Source organism: Staphylococcus sp. HMSC14D10, from assembly GCF_001808125.1.
Taxonomy (GTDB): Bacteria; Bacillota; Bacilli; order Staphylococcales; family Staphylococcaceae; genus Staphylococcus; species Staphylococcus haemolyticus.
Window position 1 is genome coordinate 145,638 of record NZ_KV792255.1, and the last position, 20,807, is coordinate 166,444.

The 20,807-nt window shown below is 31.5% G+C and carries 19 protein-coding genes and 1 pseudogene; 3 read left to right on the forward strand and 17 right to left on the reverse strand.

The genetic code is table 11. The annotated features are described in order from the left end of the window. Positions 1-180 precede the first annotated feature (180 nt). Positions 181-1,284, forward strand: coding sequence for a 5-methyltetrahydropteroyltriglutamate--homocysteine S-methyltransferase (locus tag HMPREF3134_RS07430; RefSeq protein ID WP_070441916.1), 1,104 nt, complete (start codon positions 181-183; stop codon positions 1,282-1,284). 303 nt (positions 1,285-1,587) lie between these two features. Here the strand turns inward: HMPREF3134_RS07430 and HMPREF3134_RS07435 are convergent, their stop codons facing one another. From HMPREF3134_RS07435 to HMPREF3134_RS07455, 5 genes are all read right to left on the reverse strand, one after another. Then, positions 1,588-2,076: a cupin domain-containing protein gene (locus tag HMPREF3134_RS07435; RefSeq protein WP_070441919.1), complete on the reverse strand. Its 489-nt coding sequence runs from the start codon at positions 2,074-2,076 to the stop codon at positions 1,588-1,590. Further along, positions 2,076-2,792 carry a YebC/PmpR family DNA-binding transcriptional regulator gene (locus HMPREF3134_RS07440; protein ID WP_011276485.1) on the reverse strand — a complete coding sequence of 239 codons (717 nt, stop codon included), beginning with the start codon at positions 2,790-2,792 and terminating at the stop codon, positions 2,076-2,078. The genes HMPREF3134_RS07435 and HMPREF3134_RS07440 overlap by 1 nt, the downstream gene beginning before the upstream one ends. A 154-nt stretch (positions 2,793-2,946) precedes the next feature. Beyond that, positions 2,947-3,306 (reverse strand): transcriptional regulator, SarA/Rot family, encoded by a 360-nt coding sequence (locus HMPREF3134_RS07445; protein ID WP_070441922.1) that lies wholly within the window; start codon positions 3,304-3,306, stop codon positions 2,947-2,949. Positions 3,307-3,454: 148 nt separating this feature from the next. After that, positions 3,455-5,602, reverse strand: coding sequence for a helix-turn-helix transcriptional regulator (locus HMPREF3134_RS07450; RefSeq protein WP_037536496.1), 2,148 nt, complete (start codon positions 5,600-5,602; stop codon positions 3,455-3,457). A 320-nt stretch (positions 5,603-5,922) separates the two neighbouring features. Then, the gene (locus HMPREF3134_RS07455) at positions 5,923-6,582 is read right to left on the reverse strand and encodes a Bax inhibitor-1/YccA family protein (protein WP_037536498.1); all 660 of its coding nucleotides are present in this window, start codon (positions 6,580-6,582) and stop codon (positions 5,923-5,925) included. A 498-nt stretch (positions 6,583-7,080) separates the two neighbouring features. Here HMPREF3134_RS07455 and HMPREF3134_RS07460 point away from each other — a divergent pair, with 498 nt between their 5' ends. Next, positions 7,081-7,899 carry a LysM peptidoglycan-binding domain-containing protein gene (locus HMPREF3134_RS07460; protein WP_037536500.1) on the forward strand — a complete coding sequence of 273 codons (819 nt, stop codon included), beginning with the start codon at positions 7,081-7,083 and terminating at the stop codon, positions 7,897-7,899. A 200-nt stretch (positions 7,900-8,099) separates the two neighbouring features. Here HMPREF3134_RS07460 and HMPREF3134_RS07465 read toward each other — a convergent pair whose 3' ends face one another. From HMPREF3134_RS07465 to HMPREF3134_RS07495, 7 genes and pseudogenes are all read right to left on the reverse strand, one after another. Beyond that, positions 8,100-9,104 carry an inorganic phosphate transporter gene (locus HMPREF3134_RS07465; protein ID WP_053024944.1) on the reverse strand — a complete coding sequence of 335 codons (1,005 nt, stop codon included), beginning with the start codon at positions 9,102-9,104 and terminating at the stop codon, positions 8,100-8,102. A 14-nt stretch (positions 9,105-9,118) separates the two neighbouring features. Further along, on the reverse strand, positions 9,119-9,736 hold the full coding sequence (locus HMPREF3134_RS07470) for a DUF47 domain-containing protein (protein ID WP_011276491.1): 618 nt from the start codon (positions 9,734-9,736) through the stop codon (positions 9,119-9,121). A 275-nt stretch (positions 9,737-10,011) separates the two neighbouring features. Next, positions 10,012-11,901 carry an ABC transporter permease gene (locus HMPREF3134_RS07475; protein WP_070441925.1) on the reverse strand — a complete coding sequence of 630 codons (1,890 nt, stop codon included), beginning with the start codon at positions 11,899-11,901 and terminating at the stop codon, positions 10,012-10,014. Then, complete coding sequence (locus HMPREF3134_RS07480; RefSeq protein ID WP_070441928.1) at positions 11,891-12,652, reverse strand: ABC transporter ATP-binding protein; 762 nt, start codon at positions 12,650-12,652, stop codon at positions 11,891-11,893. Before HMPREF3134_RS07480 ends, HMPREF3134_RS07475 begins: the two co-directional genes overlap by 11 nt. Before the next feature lie 131 nt (positions 12,653-12,783). Then, positions 12,784-13,824 carry a HAMP domain-containing histidine kinase gene (locus HMPREF3134_RS07485; RefSeq protein WP_070441931.1) on the reverse strand — a complete coding sequence of 347 codons (1,041 nt, stop codon included), beginning with the start codon at positions 13,822-13,824 and terminating at the stop codon, positions 12,784-12,786. After that, positions 13,817-14,491, reverse strand: a pseudogene (gene graR, locus HMPREF3134_RS07490) (response regulator transcription factor GraR/ApsR). Before graR ends, HMPREF3134_RS07485 begins: the two are co-directional and overlap by 8 nt. A gap of 14 nt (positions 14,492-14,505) precedes the next feature. Then, on the reverse strand, positions 14,506-15,429 hold the full coding sequence (locus HMPREF3134_RS07495; RefSeq protein ID WP_070441934.1) for an NAD(P)H-binding protein: 924 nt from the start codon (positions 15,427-15,429) through the stop codon (positions 14,506-14,508). A gap of 110 nt (positions 15,430-15,539) precedes the next feature. On the opposite strand from HMPREF3134_RS07495, the gene HMPREF3134_RS07500 reads away from it, so the two are divergent. After that, a complete protein-coding gene (locus HMPREF3134_RS07500) occupies positions 15,540-16,046 on the forward strand; it encodes a GNAT family N-acetyltransferase (RefSeq protein ID WP_070441937.1) in 507 nt (168 codons plus the stop codon). A gap of 235 nt (positions 16,047-16,281) precedes the next feature. Here HMPREF3134_RS07500 and HMPREF3134_RS07505 read toward each other — a convergent pair whose 3' ends face one another. The 5 genes from HMPREF3134_RS07505 to dhaL all read right to left on the reverse strand — a co-directional run bounded on the left by HMPREF3134_RS07505 (position 16,282) and on the right by dhaL (position 20,784). Further along, entirely contained in the window at positions 16,282-17,328 is a 1,047-nt protein-coding gene (locus tag HMPREF3134_RS07505) for an alpha/beta hydrolase (protein ID WP_070441940.1), read from the reverse strand. A gap of 134 nt (positions 17,329-17,462) precedes the next feature. Further along, complete coding sequence (locus HMPREF3134_RS07510) at positions 17,463-18,530, reverse strand: YkvI family membrane protein (RefSeq protein ID WP_070441943.1); 1,068 nt, start codon at positions 18,528-18,530, stop codon at positions 17,463-17,465. A gap of 650 nt (positions 18,531-19,180) precedes the next feature. Continuing rightward, positions 19,181-19,681: a hypothetical protein gene (locus HMPREF3134_RS07515; RefSeq protein ID WP_070441946.1), complete on the reverse strand. Its 501-nt coding sequence runs from the start codon at positions 19,679-19,681 to the stop codon at positions 19,181-19,183. Positions 19,682-19,825: 144 nt separating this feature from the next. Next, a complete protein-coding gene (gene dhaM, locus HMPREF3134_RS07520; RefSeq protein WP_053019306.1) occupies positions 19,826-20,206 on the reverse strand; it encodes a dihydroxyacetone kinase phosphoryl donor subunit DhaM in 381 nt (126 codons plus the stop codon). After that, complete coding sequence (dhaL, locus tag HMPREF3134_RS07525) at positions 20,203-20,784, reverse strand: dihydroxyacetone kinase subunit DhaL (RefSeq protein ID WP_037548306.1); 582 nt, start codon at positions 20,782-20,784, stop codon at positions 20,203-20,205. The genes dhaM and dhaL overlap by 4 nt, the downstream gene beginning before the upstream one ends. Positions 20,785-20,807 lie beyond the last annotated feature (23 nt).

Below are 20,807 nucleotides of genomic sequence, written 5' to 3' on the forward strand. Positions count from 1 at the left end.
ATTGATGTCATCTTTGGTCGTTTTTAATTGAATTACGCACATAAACATATAAAAATTTTCAATTTTATTTTACTACAACTAATTAATTTTTAGGGAAAATTGACAAAAATACTCGTATTTGATAGTTTATATTTATATTATCTGAAAATTCTAAATAAATTGATAAAGGAGGAACTGCTATTGACTTACAGACCTTTTAAAGCAGACCATGTTGGAAGTTTGTTACGACCTCAAAGATTAAAGGACGCTCGCGCTAAATATAATCAAAATGAAATCAGTGGTGCAGAGCTAAAACAAATAGAAGATGAGGAAATCGACCGTATTATAGAGAAGCAATTAGAAATAGGTTTACATAGTATTACAGATGGTGAATTTCGAAGAAGTTGGTGGCACTTTGATTTCTTAGAAAATCTAGATGGTGTCGAAGGTTACACTCCTGATCACGGGCTAGAGTTTGAAGGGCTAGAAACGCGTGCCCATAATGTAAGAGTAGTTGATAAAGTTAGATATAATCCTAATCACCCCCACTTTGACCATTTCAAGTTCTTATATGACAGAGTTAATGGACGCGCTACCGCAAAAGTATCAATTCCGAGTCCAAACCAATTATTCCACCCTAACATATTGAATGAAGATATTTATCCAAATATTGAAGACTTTGCTCATGATATTTCTGAAGCTTATCGTCAATCATTGCAACATTTTTATGATTTAGGTGCAAGGTACATACAAATAGACGATGTATATTGGGCTAGTCTGACTGACGGTACACATAAAGTTCGAGGACGTCAACGTACAGATGAAGAAAAAGTTCAAGCTCGTGAATTAGCATATAAGGTAGTAAATGATGCTGTCGAAGGTCTTCCAAAGGATTTAATTTTAACTACACACATTTGTCGTGGTAATTATCAATCAACATGGGCAATTTCAGGTGGTTACGAAGCGATTGCTCCGTATTTATTTAAAGAGCACCTGCATGGATTTTTCTTAGAATATGATGATGAGCGTTCTGGCGACTTTGAGCCTTTACGCTATTTTGATAAGGAGGCTTATGCCGTACTAGGTTTAATTACTTCTAAGACACCCGAACTTGAAGATAAAGAATTAATTAAACAACGTATTAAAGAGGCACAACAATACATCTCTCTAGATCAAATATGTTTGAGTCCTCAATGCGGATTCGCTTCAACTGAAGAAGGTAATCAACTCACAGAAGAAGAACAATGGACTAAATTAAAATATGTCGTAGAGCTATCTAATGAGTTATTAGGCAGCGCTAATTAGCACCTTATTGAATTCTAAAAAGAGCCTGGGCATAATTCAATGACTCAGGCTATAAATATATATTGGCAGAAGTTTACTGATTTAAAAATGCGCTTGTAACAAGCTTTTTTAATTCTAGTCAACCTTGCCTGGTGGGCGGGCCCCAACAAAGAGAATTTCTTTAAGAAATTCTACAAGCTACGCAAGTTGGGGTTCGGGGCCCCAGCAACAAGAATTTCATTAAGAAATTCTACAAGCTAAGCAAGCTGGGGACACAAGGAAATAAATTTTGGAAAATATTATTTCTGTCCCACTCCTTTAAGTCTATTGGTCTATGTTTAATAAGGCATATTGTTTAATAATTGCCTCGTGTTGAGGATACATACTGTACAACGCATCTTGTGTGAATAATTCAAAATGATTAAAATCAAATGCTGGTTGGCACATACATCCAACCAAACTATAGCCTTCTCTGTCTGTTAAACTCGATGCAAAAATAGTACCTTTAGGCACTAAATACTGCAATACTTCGCCATTTTCAATTGAAGCACCTAATTGTACTGATTGATAGTTCCCCTGAGGTGTAATCATATGAATGGTCAAAGATTCACCTGCATGATAATACCATACTTCATCCGCATCGATACGATGAAAATGAGAAATATCACCAGTATTTAACAAGAAGTATATACTACTGAATGGTGCACGTTGTGCCTCATTTATTGTTTCTCGAATTGTTTCTTTATAATACCCACCTTCTGGATGAGGTGTTAGATCAAGTTGTTTAATCCAATAATCTGCATTTTTCTTCATTATTTTAAATCCACATTATGGAAAACATTTTGAACATCTTCAAGGTCTTCGAGTGCATCAATTAATTTCTCAAATGTTGCTTGGTCATCCTCTGATAATTCAATATCAGTTTGAGGTAACATTTCAAACTCAGCAACTTTAAATTCTTCTACACCTGTTTGACGTAATGCATCTTGTACATGAGCAAATTGGTCTGGTTCAGCATAAACGATTGTAAGATCTCCATCTTCAATTACATCTCTAACATCAACATCTTGTTCCATTAATGCCTCTAAAATGTCATCAGCTGATTTACCTTCAATGCCGAAAGTAGCCGTGTGATCAAACATGTAAGCTACAGAACCTGATACACCCATATTTCCGCCATTTTTACCGAAAGCAGCTCTCACATCTGAAGCCGTACGGTTTACATTATTAGTTAATGCATCTACGATAAGCATTGAACCACTTGGTCCAAAGCCTTCGTAACGTAGATGGTCATAATTTTCATCACCTGCACCTTTAGCTTTGTCAATTGCTCTATCAATAATATGATTAGGTACTGAATACGTCTTCGCTCTTTCAAGTACTAATCTTAATGCTTGGTTAGATTCAGGATCTGGTTCACCAGATTTGGCTGCTACATATATTTCTTTACCAAATTTCGCATATATTCTACTTGTATTTTTATCTTTTTGGGCCTTTTTCTCTTTAATATTATTCCATTTACGTCCCATAATGTCATCTCACTTTCATACTCAATAATCCTTATTATATAGCATTAATAAAGCATTGTCTAAAAAGGAAATAAACGCATTGTACGAAGTAAAAATAAGCATAAAAAAATACTGACAGAATGTCTTTGTCAGTATTCTCGTTCAACATATTAAATTAAATATTTAAGAATTCTTCAACATCATTGAATAAAGAATCGAATTTTTTAATATTCTTCTCATCCATATAGATAAAAATTTTTCTCTCATCTTCAGTTGATCGAACCTTACTTAGTCTTTCTTTTTCTATAAGTCGTCGAATTGAGACTAATAATTTAGTTCTACTTAACTCTAACTCACTAATTGCTATTTTTAGAAATTTTTGCATTAACATTTGATCTTTAGCAATATGTTCATGAGCAAGTTTGAGCAAAGCCAAATCATTTAATGTCAACTTATATTGTTTATCTATGTACTCTGACAATGCTTTATGTTGTTTATAGAATTCTAGTAATTTATTTAATTTGTCATTATTCAATGATTTTTGCACCTCCAAATATAAGCAGACAACTTAATTACTATTATCCTTTATATTTTTAGGTATGTCCTATAACTTTGTTTAGAAATTTTTGTCGAATTTACTAACAATGTTAAATATAGTTGTGCAAAATACAATTGGATAGATTTTATTTTTTAAAAATTTTAACGATGTACAACGCATTGTAATTAAGTTTAATTTGAAGAGGTGCATTATTAAAGTTATGTTCTATCATTTGAAATGTTGGATGGATTAAATAATCTAGTTTTCTTAAAAATCGTTTTGACCATTTATGTTTTTTTCTAATACGCTGAGAAATAAGATGATTAATATTACCGTTATAGTCATCGACGAGTTGAATTTGAACTAAATAGGTATCTTTTAATACATCATCTGTAAAGTCAATAAATATATATGTCTGATCATAATTGACTTGCAATGATTCACTTTCTAAAACACGCCAATCGTAAATTAGAACAGTATATTGGTCTTCATCGTCAATTAATATGTAATTTTCATTAAATAATTTGGGTTTCATACTAATTTTAATGAGTTGCTCTAAAATCGTTCCTAATATCGACTTAAACCCGTTTTCATCGAATATGTGAAGTGCATTAAACAGATTACCACTATGCTTGAAGTTAAAGCCAATTCCGTTAAAATATGACGCTGTTCTAACAAATGTCTCAATTAATAAAGGTGCACTATTATTCAAATCATTATATTTACTATTTAAAAATTTGTGGTTTTCAAAATTTAAAAATATTATTTTCTGATCTTCTAGATCAAATTGCTTTAATATTTGTCTAATATTTTGGTATCGTAATATATTTTTCACCAGTAAATGTTCATTCTGTTCAATTAAGTAAGGCATTTTTAGTTGTGCATTATCAATATATAAAAATTCAAAATTAATGCGTTTGATTTGTGATTCTAATGTTTTAAACAATACAGGGTCGTTTAGCAGCTTACTTATTTCTAACCCAAATGAAAATTGTTGCGTTTTATGCTGTATTTTTAAAATAATTCGATAAATGGATTTCAAATTTACTTCATCTAAATCAAAAACAAGACCTAATTTATGATTACCACTCGTAGGAAGTTGATGTTCTCTGAAGTAGTTTGCTACATCCTCAAAATTAGACTCTAAAAAATTCGTTAACGTTAAATCTTCCAGTCTAAATACTACATTTAATTCATTAATAATGATGTATTCAAACAATCGTTGTCTCTCATACTTTGTCATTTTATCTTTAATATCACGCATATCTATATTTAGATAAAACTTCAATGTTGAGTGTTCGTAATACAAAGGTCGTGCAAAATCTTGAAAAAATAATAATCTTATTTCTTCTATAGTATTAATTTGAATCACTAAATAATACGGATTCACAGTAGAACCAATTGTTGAATCTGCGTAGATTATATATTCATCGTGTTGGTTATAATATTGTTGTTTAATCTTGATTAATTGATTAATGTAGTCAATATTTCCTTCGATTATATTTTCATAATCCATATCAATAGATTTTTCATATCTATCACAGTACCGGTACTCGTTGGGAGTCATGCCAACATAATTTTTAAACGTTTTAGAATAACTTGAAGCATTGCTAAATCCTACTTTTTCGCTTATTAAACTTATCGTGTATTCCGTTGTTAATAGCCATTCAAATGAATTTGCAATTTTTAAAGTATCTACATATGTCTTGAAACCCATATTTAGCAATTGATTAAACTGTGCCGAAAGATTAGATTTAGAAGTAAATAACTTTGATGCTATACCCGTTAGCGTTAATTTCTTAGTAATATTTTGATTAATATATTCTAATATTTCGCTTAATTCACCGTAAAAAGAGAAGTTATATTGATGATTTGCGATTGATTTCTCAATGGCGCCTTCTTTCCCAATAATATCAACAACAGAAGTAATATATGTAGTATCTTCAGAAACTGAGTCTGCGTTTAAATGGTTTAGGGCAAGTTGCAATAATGCGCGTTTAATGGAGTTAATGGACTTAACTAGATTAGTTGAGTATTTATAATTGAAGAAATCAAAATGGCGATCTCTAAACCAATCACTAGCTATATAAAGCATGATGGTTTTTTTATTTTTTAGAATTGAAAAAATATCTGTATTATTAATAACATAAATGTCATTTTCGACGTTAACGTTTTTAGTAAAGTGCTGAAGTTTAAGTTGACCTTCTATCGGAAACAACAGAATAATACCGTCTTGGCAACGTGTCATTTTGTATTCATTCTTAGTCAATATATGAATATTGGTATTAGACATTGATTAACCTCTTTCTAATTCATGATAGTCTTTCTAAATGTTGTACTAATTTCCTTTTTGCTTCTTAGCACTATCATAGTGATTAAATGTAAATTTACCACAACATGATAAACAAATCAAAAATACAATTTTTTATAAATTAATTTCTTGTTATTATTAACTTAAGTTATGAATTTGTTAAAAAATGTCCCGTTATTGCTTCAAATTCAATCATGTATATAGTAATACGATCAATCATACAATTACTAAACAAAATAAAATCATTGAATGCAACACGTAGACATCTCAAATGTATAGGTTCTCATTATGTTCTTTCTTATTTAATTTTTAAAGCGATTTGCAAGTCTTAATACATCTTTTATAATATTCAACAAATTAATAAATAGATTAAAACCCATTTCACGTGGTGAAAAATTCCCTCGCTTCATACGATTGAAATCATACAATGTATATAATAGAAAAAGTATTAAACCTACAACCGTAATGGCAGTGTGATATATAGGATTATGAATGAACATTCCAATCAATCCGGCAATAATTAATGCAATTAATGTTACAAATAAATATTTACCAATACTAGAAGCATCATTAATAATGAAAAAACCTAAAATACCGAAAACTATAAATGCGCCAATTGCTAATAAGACATTTTTATAGAAGACCTCTGGTCCTAAATTTTGCATATAAGTTGTAAAAGTAGCGTATGATAAAAGACCTACAATAATGGCGTAAATATGCGAAATAACCAAACCATACTTACGCGCACGTTGAATAAATAATGTTGCCAAAATAAGTACTAATAATGCTATAGATAAAGGACGTCTCCATTCCATAGGTAAGTATTGTCCGAAGTAACATCCAATTCCAAATATAATCCAATAATACATAAAAAATAGCCATACCTTGGCATAATCACGCGTCCTATCTTTATCTCGATGTTTTGTCTTCATGTGATGTGTGTTGTTATACGACTGAGACATACAATGAATCTCTCCTTTTCAGATATCACTTTTTCAACATGATTGTATCGCATTCTAACTACTTTTCAAAAAATAAACCATTAACGAATGATATGTTTTCTACAATTACATTTACATTAGTTATTAATACTAGACCGCAAAATATGAACTACAATTAAATTTAACACAAGCTTAAAGCCTATTGTTAATCCATTTGGAGCTTAAATTTTCCACCCAACTCATTTTTATTTCTAATAGAAATATTACAAATCACTTAATTTTTTTACTAAAATGTGCGGTCAAATATTTAATGAACGCTATCATATCAACAGATTAGACGCTTTTACATAATAAGAGACAAATATTAACAATATTACAAGATAATAACAATGCCCAAATTGTGTGTTTTTTTTGATAGTATGAATACGTGATATATGTAAATGAATATATAAGATAAATTAATAGTTTAGGAATTTATTAATTATAAATAAAATCAATTTTCTCAAGGAGGACATTTAGTTGAAAAAGTTAGCAGTCGCAGCTTCTGTCGCAACCGGAGCAGTTGCAGTACTATCTAATCACAATGCTGAAGCATCAACTCAACATACTGTAAAATCCGGCGAGTCGCTTTGGAGCATCGCTAGTAAATATAATACATCTGTGGATAGTATTAAGAAGAGCAACAATCTTTCAAACAATATGATTTTCCCTGGTCAAGTTATTACTATTGGGGGCAGCAGTAATAACTCTAATAATGCCAGTTCAAATACAACAACTTCTTCATCAACATATACTGTAAAAGCTGGCGATTCTTTATATGCAATTGCTAGTAAAAATGGTGTAACTGTCAATGCATTAATGAAAGCCAATAATTTATCAGGTTACTTAATTACACCAAATCAAAAATTAAAAATACCTAATGGTTCAACTACAACACCTAGTAAAACAAATCCTAGTACAAACAATAATGTAGGTGGAAGTGGCGGTTATTCTAGTCCAACATTTAGTCACCAAAACCTATATACTGCTGGTCAATGTACATGGTACGTATTCGACCGACGTGCTCAAGCTGGTAAACCAATTAGTACTTATTGGTCAGATGCAAAATATTGGGCAGGTAATGCAGCAGCAGATGGTTATACAGTAGATCATAACGCAACTGTAGGTTCAATCATGCAAACAACTACTGGCTACTATGGACACGTAGCTTATGTTGAACGTGTTAATGCTGATGGTAGTATCTTAATTTCAGAAATGAATTATGCAAACGGACCATATAACACTAATACTAGAACAATTCCTGCATCTGTAGTTTCAAGCTACAACTTCATTCACTAAGAAATTAAATATAGAGTATAAGAGCAGCTAATTAAGTTTAATTGGATTGCTCTTTTTTTGGCACTAAAATAATGCAATTTAATAAATCATCCCACTGTTTCAACTTGAATTCAAAAGATGATTTAAATTCTATTATGTCTTACTTCATATCTAATAAAGAAGGGCTAGCGACAATGTATCGCTAGCCCTTCTTTAATATATTATAAGAAAATGTTCATAACCCAGAATATCAATGCTGCTAAAATCGCAGAGATTGGTAATGTAATAACCCATGTAATTATCATACGTTGTGCAGTGTTCCATTTAACACCTTTAGCTCTGTTAGAAGCACCTACACCAAGAATTGATGATGATACAACGTGTGTAGTAGATAATGGGAAGTGTAATGATGAAGCTACAAATATTGTTAATGCTGATGATAAGTCAGCAGCAGCCCCATTTGCTGGGCGAATTTTCATAATGTTTCCGCCTACTGTTTTAATAATTTTCCATCCACCAATTGCAGTACCTAGACCCATTGCAGTTGCACAGGCAACTTTTACCCATAATGCCGGCTCAACGTTTGTTGGATCTTGAATATTAGCAACGATTAAAGCTAATGTAATGATACCCATTGATTTTTGTGCATCGTTCGTACCATGTGAGAACGATTGCAATGCTGCTGTAAATACTTGGAAGAATCGGAAATTACGATTCGCTCGAGTAAGGTTAGCATTTTTAAAGACAATTTTAACAATCGTGTACATAATGAATCCAACACAAAATGCAATAATTGGTGAAATGATTAAAACAATAATAATCTTAGTAAAACCTTGATAGTGAAGTACACCAAATCCTTGTGCTGCAATCGCTGCTCCAGCGATTGAACCTATTAATGCGTGAGATGATGAACTTGGAATACCATAAAACCATGTTAATAAATTCCAAATGATTGCTGCTAAAATAGCGGCTAATACAACTACTAACCCATTATGTAATTTAAATGGATCAACAATATCTTTTGTGATTGTACCGGCAACACCAGTAAATGTTAAAGCACCGATAAAGTTCATAATTGCCGCTAAAAATATTGCAGTTCTAGGCGTCAATGCACGTGTCGATACTGCTGTAGCAATCGCATTGGCTGTATCATGGAATCCATTGATAAAGTCAAAGATTAAAGAAAATATAACGATAGCTATAGTGATAATTAATACATATTCCATAAATTAAAACTCCCTTAGCTATTTTTCATAATAATCGTTTCGAAATTATTTGCTACAACTTGACATTTATCTGCTATTTCTTCCATGCTTTCATAAATATCTTTTATTTTAATTAGTGTGATTGGATCTGTTTCACTATTGAAAATGTGTTTAATAGATTGACGTAAAATGCCATCACAATTTGTTTCAAATTCTTTAATATTAATAGAATGAATGCGCATGTGAGATAATTTCTTCTCAACTAATAAACCAACAGCTAATTTCATTTCCGCTACTGCTTTTTGGATATTTTCTACGAATTCTGCCATGTATTCATCTGTATATTCAATTGAATACATTTCAAACATTGCTGAAGTTTCTTCCATTGCGTCAAGAACGTCATCTATTGCATTACATAAAGATAGAATGTCTTCACGTTCAATTGGCGTAATAAATGTTTGATTTAAATCCGTAATAACTTGATGCATTAATTCGTCACCATGTGACTCATATGTCTTGATATTGTCAGAATAAGCTTTTAAATCTAAGTGCGTATTGAAATCCATTTTCCCGAATTCAACTGCAGCACGGTCCAAATTAAATACCATTTCCTCTAATTGAACCATGAACTTATCCTTTTTCTTAGTAAACATTATAAAGCCTCCATTATAGCGATCGTTTCCAATCACATTTGTAAATTTTTATTATTTTAAGACAACTTTAGATAAAGAATACATTTACAATAAGAACATTCAAAGAGTCTATTTTCTGACTATTTGTAAATTTTATGTAAATATAATGTTTTACTGTTATTCACGTAATACTCCATTACTGAATTTGTCCCTATTCGAAAATATCACAAAATTTACATAACCACAATTACATTTACAAATTCTTTACAAACACGAAATATTAGATAAATATTGACTTAAATTGAGTGATTAATCGTTCTTTTAGAGTGATTATAGGCGATAACTGCAAAAATACTATAAATGATTGTATAAATACCCATTACAACGAAAATAGGAACTTTATTATCAAAGCCTATAACCTTCATAAAGACCACTGCCGCAAAGTAAGAATGTAGTAAGGCAATAATCAGTGGTATACCAAAATTAAATGCCACTTTGAGTTTTAACCCTTTTGCCATGTCTTTTTGAATAAAACCTAATTTACGTAATACAGAATAACTTTCTAACTCATCTTCTGTTTCATCAATTTGTTTAATGTAAATAATACACCCTGTAGCGATTAAAAATGCAATTCCTAAAAATGATGTTACAAATAACAATATTCCAGTCAAACTTGATACTTCGCTCACCACTTCACTACGCGTTTGAACATTACCATCAAGACCCTTTGTTATACTCTCAAGTTTTGGTATATCTCTTTTATGTTTTAAATCAAAACCATATTGTGAAACGATATATTTATTTTTCGCATGTGCTTTCAAATAGTTATAATCTGTATCATTTAAAACTAAAGTAGGACCTCCTAAGTCAATACTCTGTTTAAAATAAATTTTATCCATCACTTTATTCAATTTAATATTTGCATGATGCTTTTTAGTTCCTATAGAAGCCGTACCATGGAGTGTATGATTCGATAAATCATGAATTAACCCTTCAGGCATAATTAAATTAGCCTCACCTTTCTCTATAGAAACATTAGGGAAATATTTTTCACTCGTTACAATAATTGCGTATGGTTGCACCTGATTTTTATCAAATAAATGATCTTTGTATAGTTGAGAATAAACAACTTGTTTAAAGTCGTAATGGTAAGGAATATGATGCCGATTTAATTCAAAACCTAATTCATTAGCTAATTTTTCTTCTTTCAGTGTAACTTCATGAGGAGATTCTAATAGAACTTCATTTGTCAAAGAGCCCCTACTAATCGCAGCGAAACACAATACAGATACAGTTATTGCTGAAATGATTGCCATTACAGTTAATGAAAATGCATTTTTTCTAATTCGAAACATGAGTGATGATGTAAAAATAACATCATTTACAGAAACATTACCACCTTTAAGGTATCTAATCATCTTTAAAATGAGAGAAATCGTACTTCGAAAGAAAAAGTAAGTTCCTAAAACAGTAAGAATTAGAATAACAAACGGTAGTATCACATCATCTACAATCTCGACAAAACGTGTCGATAAATAATAACCTGTTAATATCAATACAATACCTAAAACACCTAATATAACTTCTCCTAATGTAAGTGTGATGTGACTATCTTCTTTACTGTCTTGAGAGGCCATTAAACTTTTAATTGAAGATTTACTTAAATAAATAGACGCTTGAATAATGATAAGTATATAAGCAATGACAAGTATAAATAAAGTTTGCGCAATCGCTTGAAAACTAAAAATGATTGATACAGAAGTATGTATACCTAATAATTTTAAAACAATCATTAATAGTATTTTTGATCCTAAAATACCGATAATCATACCTAATATCGCGGTTATAATAAAAATAAATAATTGTTCAAGCATTAGCATATAAATAATACTCTTTTTACCTAAACCAATCGTTTGCAATAATCCGAATTCATAGCTACGTCGTTTAATAAACAACATATTCGTATACATAATAAATACAACAATAATGATAAATAAAAAATAACTCCCCACTTGTGTTCCTTGTTGTATCATTGACAACGATTGATGCACATTGAAATGGTGCACATACTTAATTGTTATAAAACTAAAAAACAACACGATACTTAATACAAGTGAAAAGATATAAATCGCGTAATGAATTATATTCTGTTGAAAGTTCTTCCATATAATTTGACTAAAACTCATACATCATGCCACCTAATATACTTTGCGCACGTAAGATCTCCTTGTGAAAGACATTTTTATCATCTTCACCTTGATAAATTTCAGTAAATATCTGCCCGTCTTTTAACATAATCACACGCTCTGAGAAGCTTGCTGCCAAAGGATCATGCGTTACCATTACTATCGTTGCGTTATAAAGTTCATTGATTTTTTGAAAACGTTGTAATAAATCGCGAGTATTTTTAGAATCAAGTGCCCCTGTTGGCTCATCCGCGAAAATAATCTTAGGATACGTAATAAATGCACGCGCTGCGGATGTTCTTTGTCGCTGTCCACCAGAAATGTCTGATGGATATTTATCACTAATTTCAAAAATATTTAAAGCCTGTGTAATACGTTGATAGCGTTCATTCATTTCTTTTTTATCTATCTTTTGAACTGATAAAGGTAACATGATGTTTTCTTTAACTGTTAACGTATGTAATAAATTATATTCTTGAAAAATAAAACCAATATCTTTTTTTCTAATTTCAGACAACACTTTATTAGATAATTTCTCTAATTGTTGACCATCTAAAATAATAGAACCATGTGTTAAATAGTCAATTGAACTTAATACGTTTAATAACGTTGTCTTGCCTGATCCCGATGGCCCCATGATAGCTACAAACTCTCCCGCTTCAATTGACAGATCTATATCTTTTAAAACTTCTTGTTCAGTTTGTTTATTTCCATAAGTTTTGGCAATTTGCTTTGCCTGTAATATTGCCACGGTTTTATTCACCTCGCCATTCATTTTATCTGCATGTGCGTTTACTTTAGAAACATCTCACTACTTTAATCAGTTTAATTATAAAAGTTATCGCTTTTGATGAAATGAAGATGGAGTAACAAATCTAAGTTTTAAGGTAACATTGTTGTCACTTGGGTCATACGGGCCATCAATTCATTCTGTTTTGGAAAAGTTAATACAAAAGTAGTCCCCTGTCCTACTGTAGATTCTACTTGAACATTAATACCTAATTGATCCTTTACACTGTTAACCAGATATAGCCCTATTCCTGAAGAAGTTGTCTCATTACGATTCGCAGTCGAAGTGAAACCACGCTCAAATATACGTGGTAAATCCTTGTGACTGATACCTCTACCAAAATCTTTAATTTCTAATGCGACATGACCATCATTTGTATAAGAACGAATAATGATATCTTGTCCTTGAGAATATTTTAATGAGTTAGATAAAATTTGGCGAATCATCATGCGACACCACTTCACATCCGTGTATACATCTAAGTTTGTTTCTAAATCCAAATCATAGCCTATACCTTTGGCTTGGCTAATGTGACGTGTTAATTGGATCTCATCAATCACAAGACGCTTCAGTGATGTCTCTTCAAAATACATGTCTCTATTTTTAGACTCTAAACGCGTTAAATAAAGTTGCTTATCTAACAACTCATTAATACGTGCCCATTCATACAATAATGACTTTTTACGTGTCCCCTCTTCTTCTTGATCGATTAACAACTTCATCGCTGTCACAGGTGTTTTAATATCATGAACAAATTCTGTTAGAGATTGTTCTGTCGATTGTATGTGTAATTGTTGTTCAACAACACGTTCCTTTTGACTCGTTAATTTGCGATAAAGATAATTAACAACTTCCTTTTGAAACGGATCTTCCGCTAAATCTTTATGTTTAATTTCTTCAATTTCTTTATTATTATATAAATGTTGATATAGCTTTACTTCTTTTAAAAAAGTAAAAATTAAAAACATCGCTGTAAGACCGAGATTTAAAGTTACTATAAATCCTATACTCTCGATGGAAATATCATAATCAATGTAAGCCATACCTAATAAAATCAGATGTAGAAACACAATCCAAAAAATCCAGTTACTTCGCGTTTTGAGGAATAACCAAAACCATTTCACGTTACTCATGTGCCATGTAACCTTTACCTACTTTAGTTTCGATCTGTGTATCCATACCGATATCAGATAATTTTTTACGCAAACGGTTAACGTTAACAGTCAACGTATTATCACTTACAAACGCTTCATCATCCCATAGCGCAGTAATTAAGGTATCTCTAGTAACAATTTGATTTTGCTTTTGAATTAACATTTCTAAAATAATCATTTCAGTCTTCGATAAATAGATAACTGAATCACCTTTTTGAATACTATCTTTTGATAAATCCACAAGTGCATCTTGCCAATTCAATGTTCTCTTTTCTTCTGCTCCAAATTCATAAACACGTCAATAAATGGCTTGCAATTTAGCTATTAAGACGTTTGTATGGAATGGTTTTTGCATATAATCATCGGCTCCCAATTCCATGCTCATGACTTGGTCCATCGGATTATCACGTGATGATAAGAATAAGATGAGGACATTAGATACTTGTCTAATCTTTCTGCACCAATAAAATCCATCGTATTTAGGTAATTGAACATCCATAATAACAATCTCAGGATTTGTTTCTTCATAAATATCCATTACTGCACTAAAATCATCTATACCTGTCACAAAGAAATCCCAATGTTCTAATTCTTTTTTCAATTCTTGGAAGAGTGTTTGATCATCTTCTACTAATAATACTTGCATCACTTTATCACCTATTATTTTGTATATTTCATTTTTTCCCCTGATTGAACCCGTCCGTTAAAATGTTTAATTCGGCAATCAATTTCAAACCCTCGCATAATCAAACCTTGTAATGGTGCTTGAACGAAATAGTAAATTGGCCATAGTAATTTCGGAATATAATCATATAAATGAACAATGACCAATCTTGTCCCTTTAATTTGCCTAAATTCTAATTTACCTTGTTTCTTTTGATTAGATTTTATCATTGAACCTGAAATCAAGTGTAATGTTATAAGTCCCGAGTCGTTTTCAACTTTTTCCATAATTAATAATGGTTTAGACTTTTTTCGTGCATAAACAATGTATCTATCATTATCTTTATATGTGTGCATGAATGTACCACGTGTATCATTAAGCCATTTCATAAAGTAGTCTACTAAATAGGATAATGTCCATTTCCTAGGTAATATCATTCGCATCGCTGTTCTTATATCATCATATTTAGACATCTGTAATTCAGCATTTATATGCGGTCGTTTAATTTGTGTGTTTGTCTTTTCCACAGGAACACCGTAATTCTCTAGCCTTTGTACTGTCTCACTATCAAATCGACTACCACTTATATATACTATTTTAGACACACCTTGTTGAGCTGCTGCTCTGGCAAAGTTATCTGCGGCGATCAAATTTAAATCTCGTGCCGTTGCTTGCGTTAATTTTGCTGAATTCTTATTAGGATCTAAATAAAAAACAGCAATATCCATACCTTCCATAGCTTTTACAACATCAGTATAATTATAAATATCTCTTTTCAACCAAATAATTCGATCATTATCTTCTTTTTTAGTATTTGGATACTTTGATAGGGCATATATGTTTGCATCTTTTTCAATAACACTACTTATATACTTACCAATATAACCACTACCACCTGCTAATAGTACATTCGGTTTCATATTTAAGATTACCCCTTTAGTTTAAAAGTTTTTTATTTTATGTATATCTAAGATTTATTGCTATAATACCATGTAAGACACAATAGTTTATTAATTTGGGAGGAAGCCTTATGGCTCATATTATTCGTGAAATTAGTATAAAAGACGTTGAAGACTTTATTAAATTATTAAGTAAAATTTATGATGAATCTGAATATACATTATATAACCCGGGTGAATATACGCCCAGCATCTCAAGTGTTAGTGATCGTTTAGAACGCATTATCACTTCTCCAAGAAATACTGTTTATGTTGCAGAGCAAGATGATCAACTGGTTGGTTACGCATTCATTACAACTGAAGATTTTGAGCGCAAACGTCACGAAGCAGTTATCACAATTGGTGTTAGACAACTATATCAGAAACATGGCATAGGTATGGCCTTAGTAAATGCGACTGAAGCTTGGTCAATCAACCATGATATTAGGCGTATCGAAGCTTCCGTTGTCCCTGAAAACGCGCGCGCAGTTGAACTCTTTAAAGCTGCTGGATTTAATATTGAGGGCGAATTAAATGATAAGCTATACATTAATGGTCAATACTTCAATAAATATGTCATGGCCAAACTGCTTATTTAGTATTTAAATTTACTATCATTATATTATACTCTAGTCTCAATAATATTAAACAACATTACTAAAATGTTAGATTAAATAACAATATACCTATAGTAATTAAATAGCACTATCATAGATTAATAGAAATTAAAAAGGCTTACTTCCTTAATGATTTAACATTTAGGAAATAAGCCTTTTATTCTTAGCTATAGTGTTGTCACTAATAAAGTTTGATAATTTTATCACTTCATCGTGGTTAGTAAGGTGATAATGAGAAACTTTTATCCGAACTCGTAGAACCATCAAATGGAGATTGCTGATTTTGTTCTACACCAGATGATGAAGTATTTCTGCTTAAGAATGCGAGTACACGTTTCATATTCTCTTTAGATTCTGGCTTCTCTAAATGAAATTGATATTGATGATGTAAATGATGTGAACCATTATAGAACAATGTACTAGCAGGAATGCCTTCTTCCTTCAACTTACGGTAAAATTCAATATTTTGACTGTAGAAAGGATCAGCATCACCTACTGATAGATACGTTGAAGGATAATCTTTAGTCACTTGATTAATTGTTGACATTTGAGAAATATTTTTAAATTCTGATTCCCATTTTGTTGCACCAGTATAACTATGCATAAACATTTGAATTCTTGGGAATTCCGTTTCTCTAACTGTCTTCATATCATAAAAACCACCGAAAAAGATAGCGCCTTTTATTTGTGATGGTGTAAAACGCTGTTCAAATCCCATTTCACTTCGTAGTGAACTATTTGTTTGCATAGCAACATATTGACTTGTAAGTTGTGCACCGGCAGAGTCACCGCCTATAACAACTTGATCTAAATCAATTGGGAAGCGGTCTTTATTATGCTTAATAAATTGAATTGCATCATCAAATTGAATGAGTGGTGTAGGATATTTATAATTAGGTGCTAAAGCATAGTTAACATTCACTACTACATAGCCTTGTTCCACAATTTGCGATAGCAATGGATTTTTATATTGTTTATCACCTGCAACATAACCCCCTCCATGCATCCAGAAGATAACTGGCAATTTAGTATCCTTGTCTATATCGTCAGGCATCATAATGTCGAGTTGGCTTTCAGGAAGATGATTATTATAGGTAATATTTTGAAATAATTTGACGTTAGGATTATTAATTTGAACTTTTTCACGTTGTTGTTTTTTCTTCTCACTCTCTTGTTGATGGTGGTATAGTCCCCAAGCAACTACAACACTCACAATCACTATAATGACACCTGTGATGATCGTCCATTTTTTCTGAGTATTCATTCCCTACGTTCCTTTCAATTGATTATAGAAAGTTTGCTTATTCATTTAATAGAAAAAGCAACCCGTATAATCATACGAATTGCTTTTAAGATTAAAACATTCACTTTCAATTGTAAAGTATTGCTATTTTAAATCTATGCTATATGATCTTTATTATCACTCTTACGTACATAGTATTTAATTAATACTGCAACTACGATAAACAGACCAACAACACCCATAATGTTATATAAGAAGTTAATTAAGTCTGCGAAACCTACAAAGCTTAAAATAAATGCAGCAATCATCATAACAATGATAAAGATGTGATACTTTTTACTATATGGTTCTGTAAAACGTGCTGCGAATGAATAGCATAGCCCTAAGATTGTATTGTACATAACTGCTAACATGATGACAGTTAGAACAAGACCAATCCATGGATGAATAGCATTAGCTAATGTTATTGTTGGAATTTCAACATCTTTGATTTTAGGATATTCAGATTGTAGTGCAAAGTTAATTAGAGCAAGTAAGATAGTGTAAATCACACCGCCAAACATTGCACCTCCACCTGAAACTTTACGTTTAGAAGCGTCGCCTCCAATTGCAACAACTGTACTAAAGCCCACTGCAAAAGCTAGACCACCATACATTAATCCTCTAACTATACCCCAAAATACACTTGTTTTATCAACAGTACTGTTAACCTCATTTAAAGGAACGCTACCTGCAAATAAGTAGTAAATGGCAATAAGTATTACCATAATTATTAAGAATGGTGTAACGATACCAAGTGCCCTCACGATTTTGTTAAAGTCTAATAATAATGTTAAATAAATGACAATAGTCATAATTAAGGCACCTAACCACGTAGGTATGCCAAAACTCTCTTGGAATGTTGAACCTGACCCTGCAATCATAGTGACTGCTATACCAAATAAGAAGAATACTAATATATAATCGAAGATTTTACTAAACTTTTCTCCGAATAAATATTTTAATGTTGACTCATGATTCGTAGCTTCAAATGCTGTACCTATTTTAGCAACTTGTCTACCTATAAAACCAAGAATCAAACCTGAAATAAGTACACCAATATAAGACCATAAACCATATGGTGTAAAGAATTGCATAACTTCTTGTCCAGTTGAGAATCCGGCACCTACTACAATGCCGACATAGGCGAAACCAATTTTTACAGCTTCTTTATTTAATCCCATGCGAAAATATAACCTCCTTAAATTTGACACATTGTGCATTATAACGCACTTCAAATAATATGCAACAGTGCATAAAGGTTACGAACCGGCGTTTATCGGCTATAAACACTATTCTATATACACTTGTCAAGGATTTAAAATTCTTTAAAAATTATTATAATTATCTTATTTTTCATAAATAAGTAACTAGTAAATCATATTTAATTTTAGATTAATGATGAACATCATATCTACATCTTCAAACAGATAATGGCGATCATTATAGAGGAGGTAAAAAATAAGTTTAGGAGTAACTGCAGGTTTAATATCGGCTATTATCGCACTAGTCATTAGTTTTTTTAATAAATAATTAAATTTAAAAATGACTTGAATTAAAAAGGCTGAGACAAAATTAAATGTCTCAGCCTATTTTACCAATTTGGCAATAGCTGACTGATTTGAAATTGACCTTGAATCAATTTTTCTCAAACCTAGTCATCCTTGCCTGGTAGGCGGCCCCAACAAAGAGAATTTCCTAAAGAAATTCTACAGGCTAAGCAAGTTGGGGATACAACGAAATAAATTTTGAAAAATACTATTTCTGTCCCACTACCATATATAAAATCTAGAAAGTAATTATTTGTACAATGATGCAATCATTTACATGCTGATTAATTAGAATTTCCATATTGTTGTAATTCATTAATATCAATAACAACATTATCCATACGTTTAGCTGTTTCTTTAAGTGCATTTCTTGCAACATGATTACTTGGATCTAATTTCAAAATTTGTTTAGCAACTTTGAAAGCTTCAGTATCAGTAATAACAGGTTCTGGAATGGCATGTAATAATAACATTTGTAATAGACTCTTAATTTCTTTACCATTCGTCAACTGAATGGACGCTTGTGCATGGTAATAAGCAGAATCCAATGCCCCTTCTATCTCACTTAGGGGATAGACAAGTAATAGAAATGCTAAATCATGCAATTCAGACGTTTCTTCAAATTTAATCATATCTAAAATACAAGTATAAAACATCATGCTTTCATTTTCATGTGCACATGAAATGTAGGCTTCTTCAAAATCTAAAAAGTCTGCTTTGGTCATTAGTTGTCTAACTTGTTCAAATTCTCCACTTAAAACGTATTCCTTGATGCTACTTTGCATGACCTTGTCCACCTACTCTCTCGCTTTACTATAATAATCTATTTTATCACAATCATTTGTCATTTTCATTTTATAAATTACTTAATTATAAAATTTATTTTGCGCATTTATTTGATTATTATATTTACGCACATTATTTAAACATTAGTCAAATGTATTTTCCTTAAATGAAGTTTGAGCGACTTCTTGTATCGCTTCATCAGTTGTTCCGCCAACTGAGAGTTTCACTGCGGCAGTAAAACTACCTTCTACTATTGGTGCATCTATCTTCTTAACATGATGTGGTCCTTCATACATCTCAATTGCTAAATCTAAATTCATTTCAGAAGAACCTAAATCATAAAAGCACAATGCGTCATCATCTAAGTTATTGATAATATTTTGAATATCATCAAATGATGTACCTATGCCTCCATCAACACCGCCGTGAGCTATGACGTTAACATCTTGCGCCATCTGATTAAGCAATGCTTTAGTACCATTCGCAATGTCTTCACTATGGCTGATAATTATAATTGTTGTCATTCAATCTCATCTCCAATCAGTGCACTTAATACGTAAACCATACTTTGAGCACCAGGATCGATATAACCTATTGAATCCTTTTTAAAGTATGCTGCACGTCCTTTTGTAGCTTCTATCTCTTTCGTATCAGTAGCAAATTGTTGTAGTATCTCTAATGTGATTGTTTCATCATTTTCTAAAGCTTCACGCGCTCGATCTACAACATCAAACATAGTCTTCTCATCTCGTTGTACTTTACCTCTCTGGGCAATCGCATTAGCAAATTCAGTAACAACAGCTTTTAAATTTTCTTTATCCATTTCATCATTAACAACATTAGCCATCTTAACAAAGCTAAATCCATATAATGGACCAGATGCACCACCAATATTTGACATTAATGCCATACCGGTAGATTTAAATAGCGATGACATACTACTATCATCTATCTTGTCTTTCAAACTTTTAAATCCACGCAACATATTGACACCATGATCGCCATCACCAATTGCTCTATCTAAATCCGTTAATAATGTTTCTTTCTCTGAAAACACTGCCTCTAAATTTAATAATCGTTGTTTCATATCTTTAACATCCATTTTTAATCACCTCAGTTGAATGT

Coding starts and splice junctions, on each gene's coding strand:
- HMPREF3134_RS07435 (WP_070441919.1), bottom strand. CDS start 2,076: ATGAAGAAAAATGCAGATTATTGGATTAAACAACTTGATCTAACACCT.
- HMPREF3134_RS07440 (WP_011276485.1), bottom strand. CDS start 2,792: ATGGGACGTAAATGGAATAATATTAAAGAGAAAAAGGCCCAAAAAGAT.
- HMPREF3134_RS07450 (WP_037536496.1), bottom strand. CDS start 5,602: ATGTCTAATACCAATATTCATATATTGACTAAGAATGAATACAAAATG.
- HMPREF3134_RS07455 (WP_037536498.1), bottom strand. CDS start 6,582: ATGTCTCAGTCGTATAACAACACACATCACATGAAGACAAAACATCGA.
- HMPREF3134_RS07465 (WP_053024944.1), bottom strand. CDS start 9,104: ATGGAATATGTATTAATTATCACTATAGCTATCGTTATATTTTCTTTA.
- HMPREF3134_RS07470 (WP_011276491.1), bottom strand. CDS start 9,736: ATGTTTACTAAGAAAAAGGATAAGTTCATGGTTCAATTAGAGGAAATG.
- HMPREF3134_RS07475 (WP_070441925.1), bottom strand. CDS start 11,901: ATGAGTTTTAGTCAAATTATATGGAAGAACTTTCAACAGAATATAATT.
- HMPREF3134_RS07485 (WP_070441931.1), bottom strand. CDS start 13,824: ATGAGTAACGTGAAATGGTTTTGGTTATTCCTCAAAACGCGAAGTAAC.
- HMPREF3134_RS07495 (WP_070441934.1), bottom strand. CDS start 15,429: ATGAAACCGAATGTACTATTAGCAGGTGGTAGTGGTTATATTGGTAAG.
- HMPREF3134_RS07500 (WP_070441937.1), top strand. CDS start 15,540: ATGGCTCATATTATTCGTGAAATTAGTATAAAAGACGTTGAAGACTTT.
- HMPREF3134_RS07505 (WP_070441940.1), bottom strand. CDS start 17,328: ATGAATACTCAGAAAAAATGGACGATCATCACAGGTGTCATTATAGTG.
- HMPREF3134_RS07510 (WP_070441943.1), bottom strand. CDS start 18,530: ATGGGATTAAATAAAGAAGCTGTAAAAATTGGTTTCGCCTATGTCGGC.
- HMPREF3134_RS07515 (WP_070441946.1), bottom strand. CDS start 19,681: ATGCAAAGTAGCATCAAGGAATACGTTTTAAGTGGAGAATTTGAACAA.
- dhaM (WP_053019306.1), bottom strand. CDS start 20,206: ATGACAACAATTATAATTATCAGCCATAGTGAAGACATTGCGAATGGT.
- dhaL (WP_037548306.1), bottom strand. CDS start 20,784: ATGGATGTTAAAGATATGAAACAACGATTATTAAATTTAGAGGCAGTG.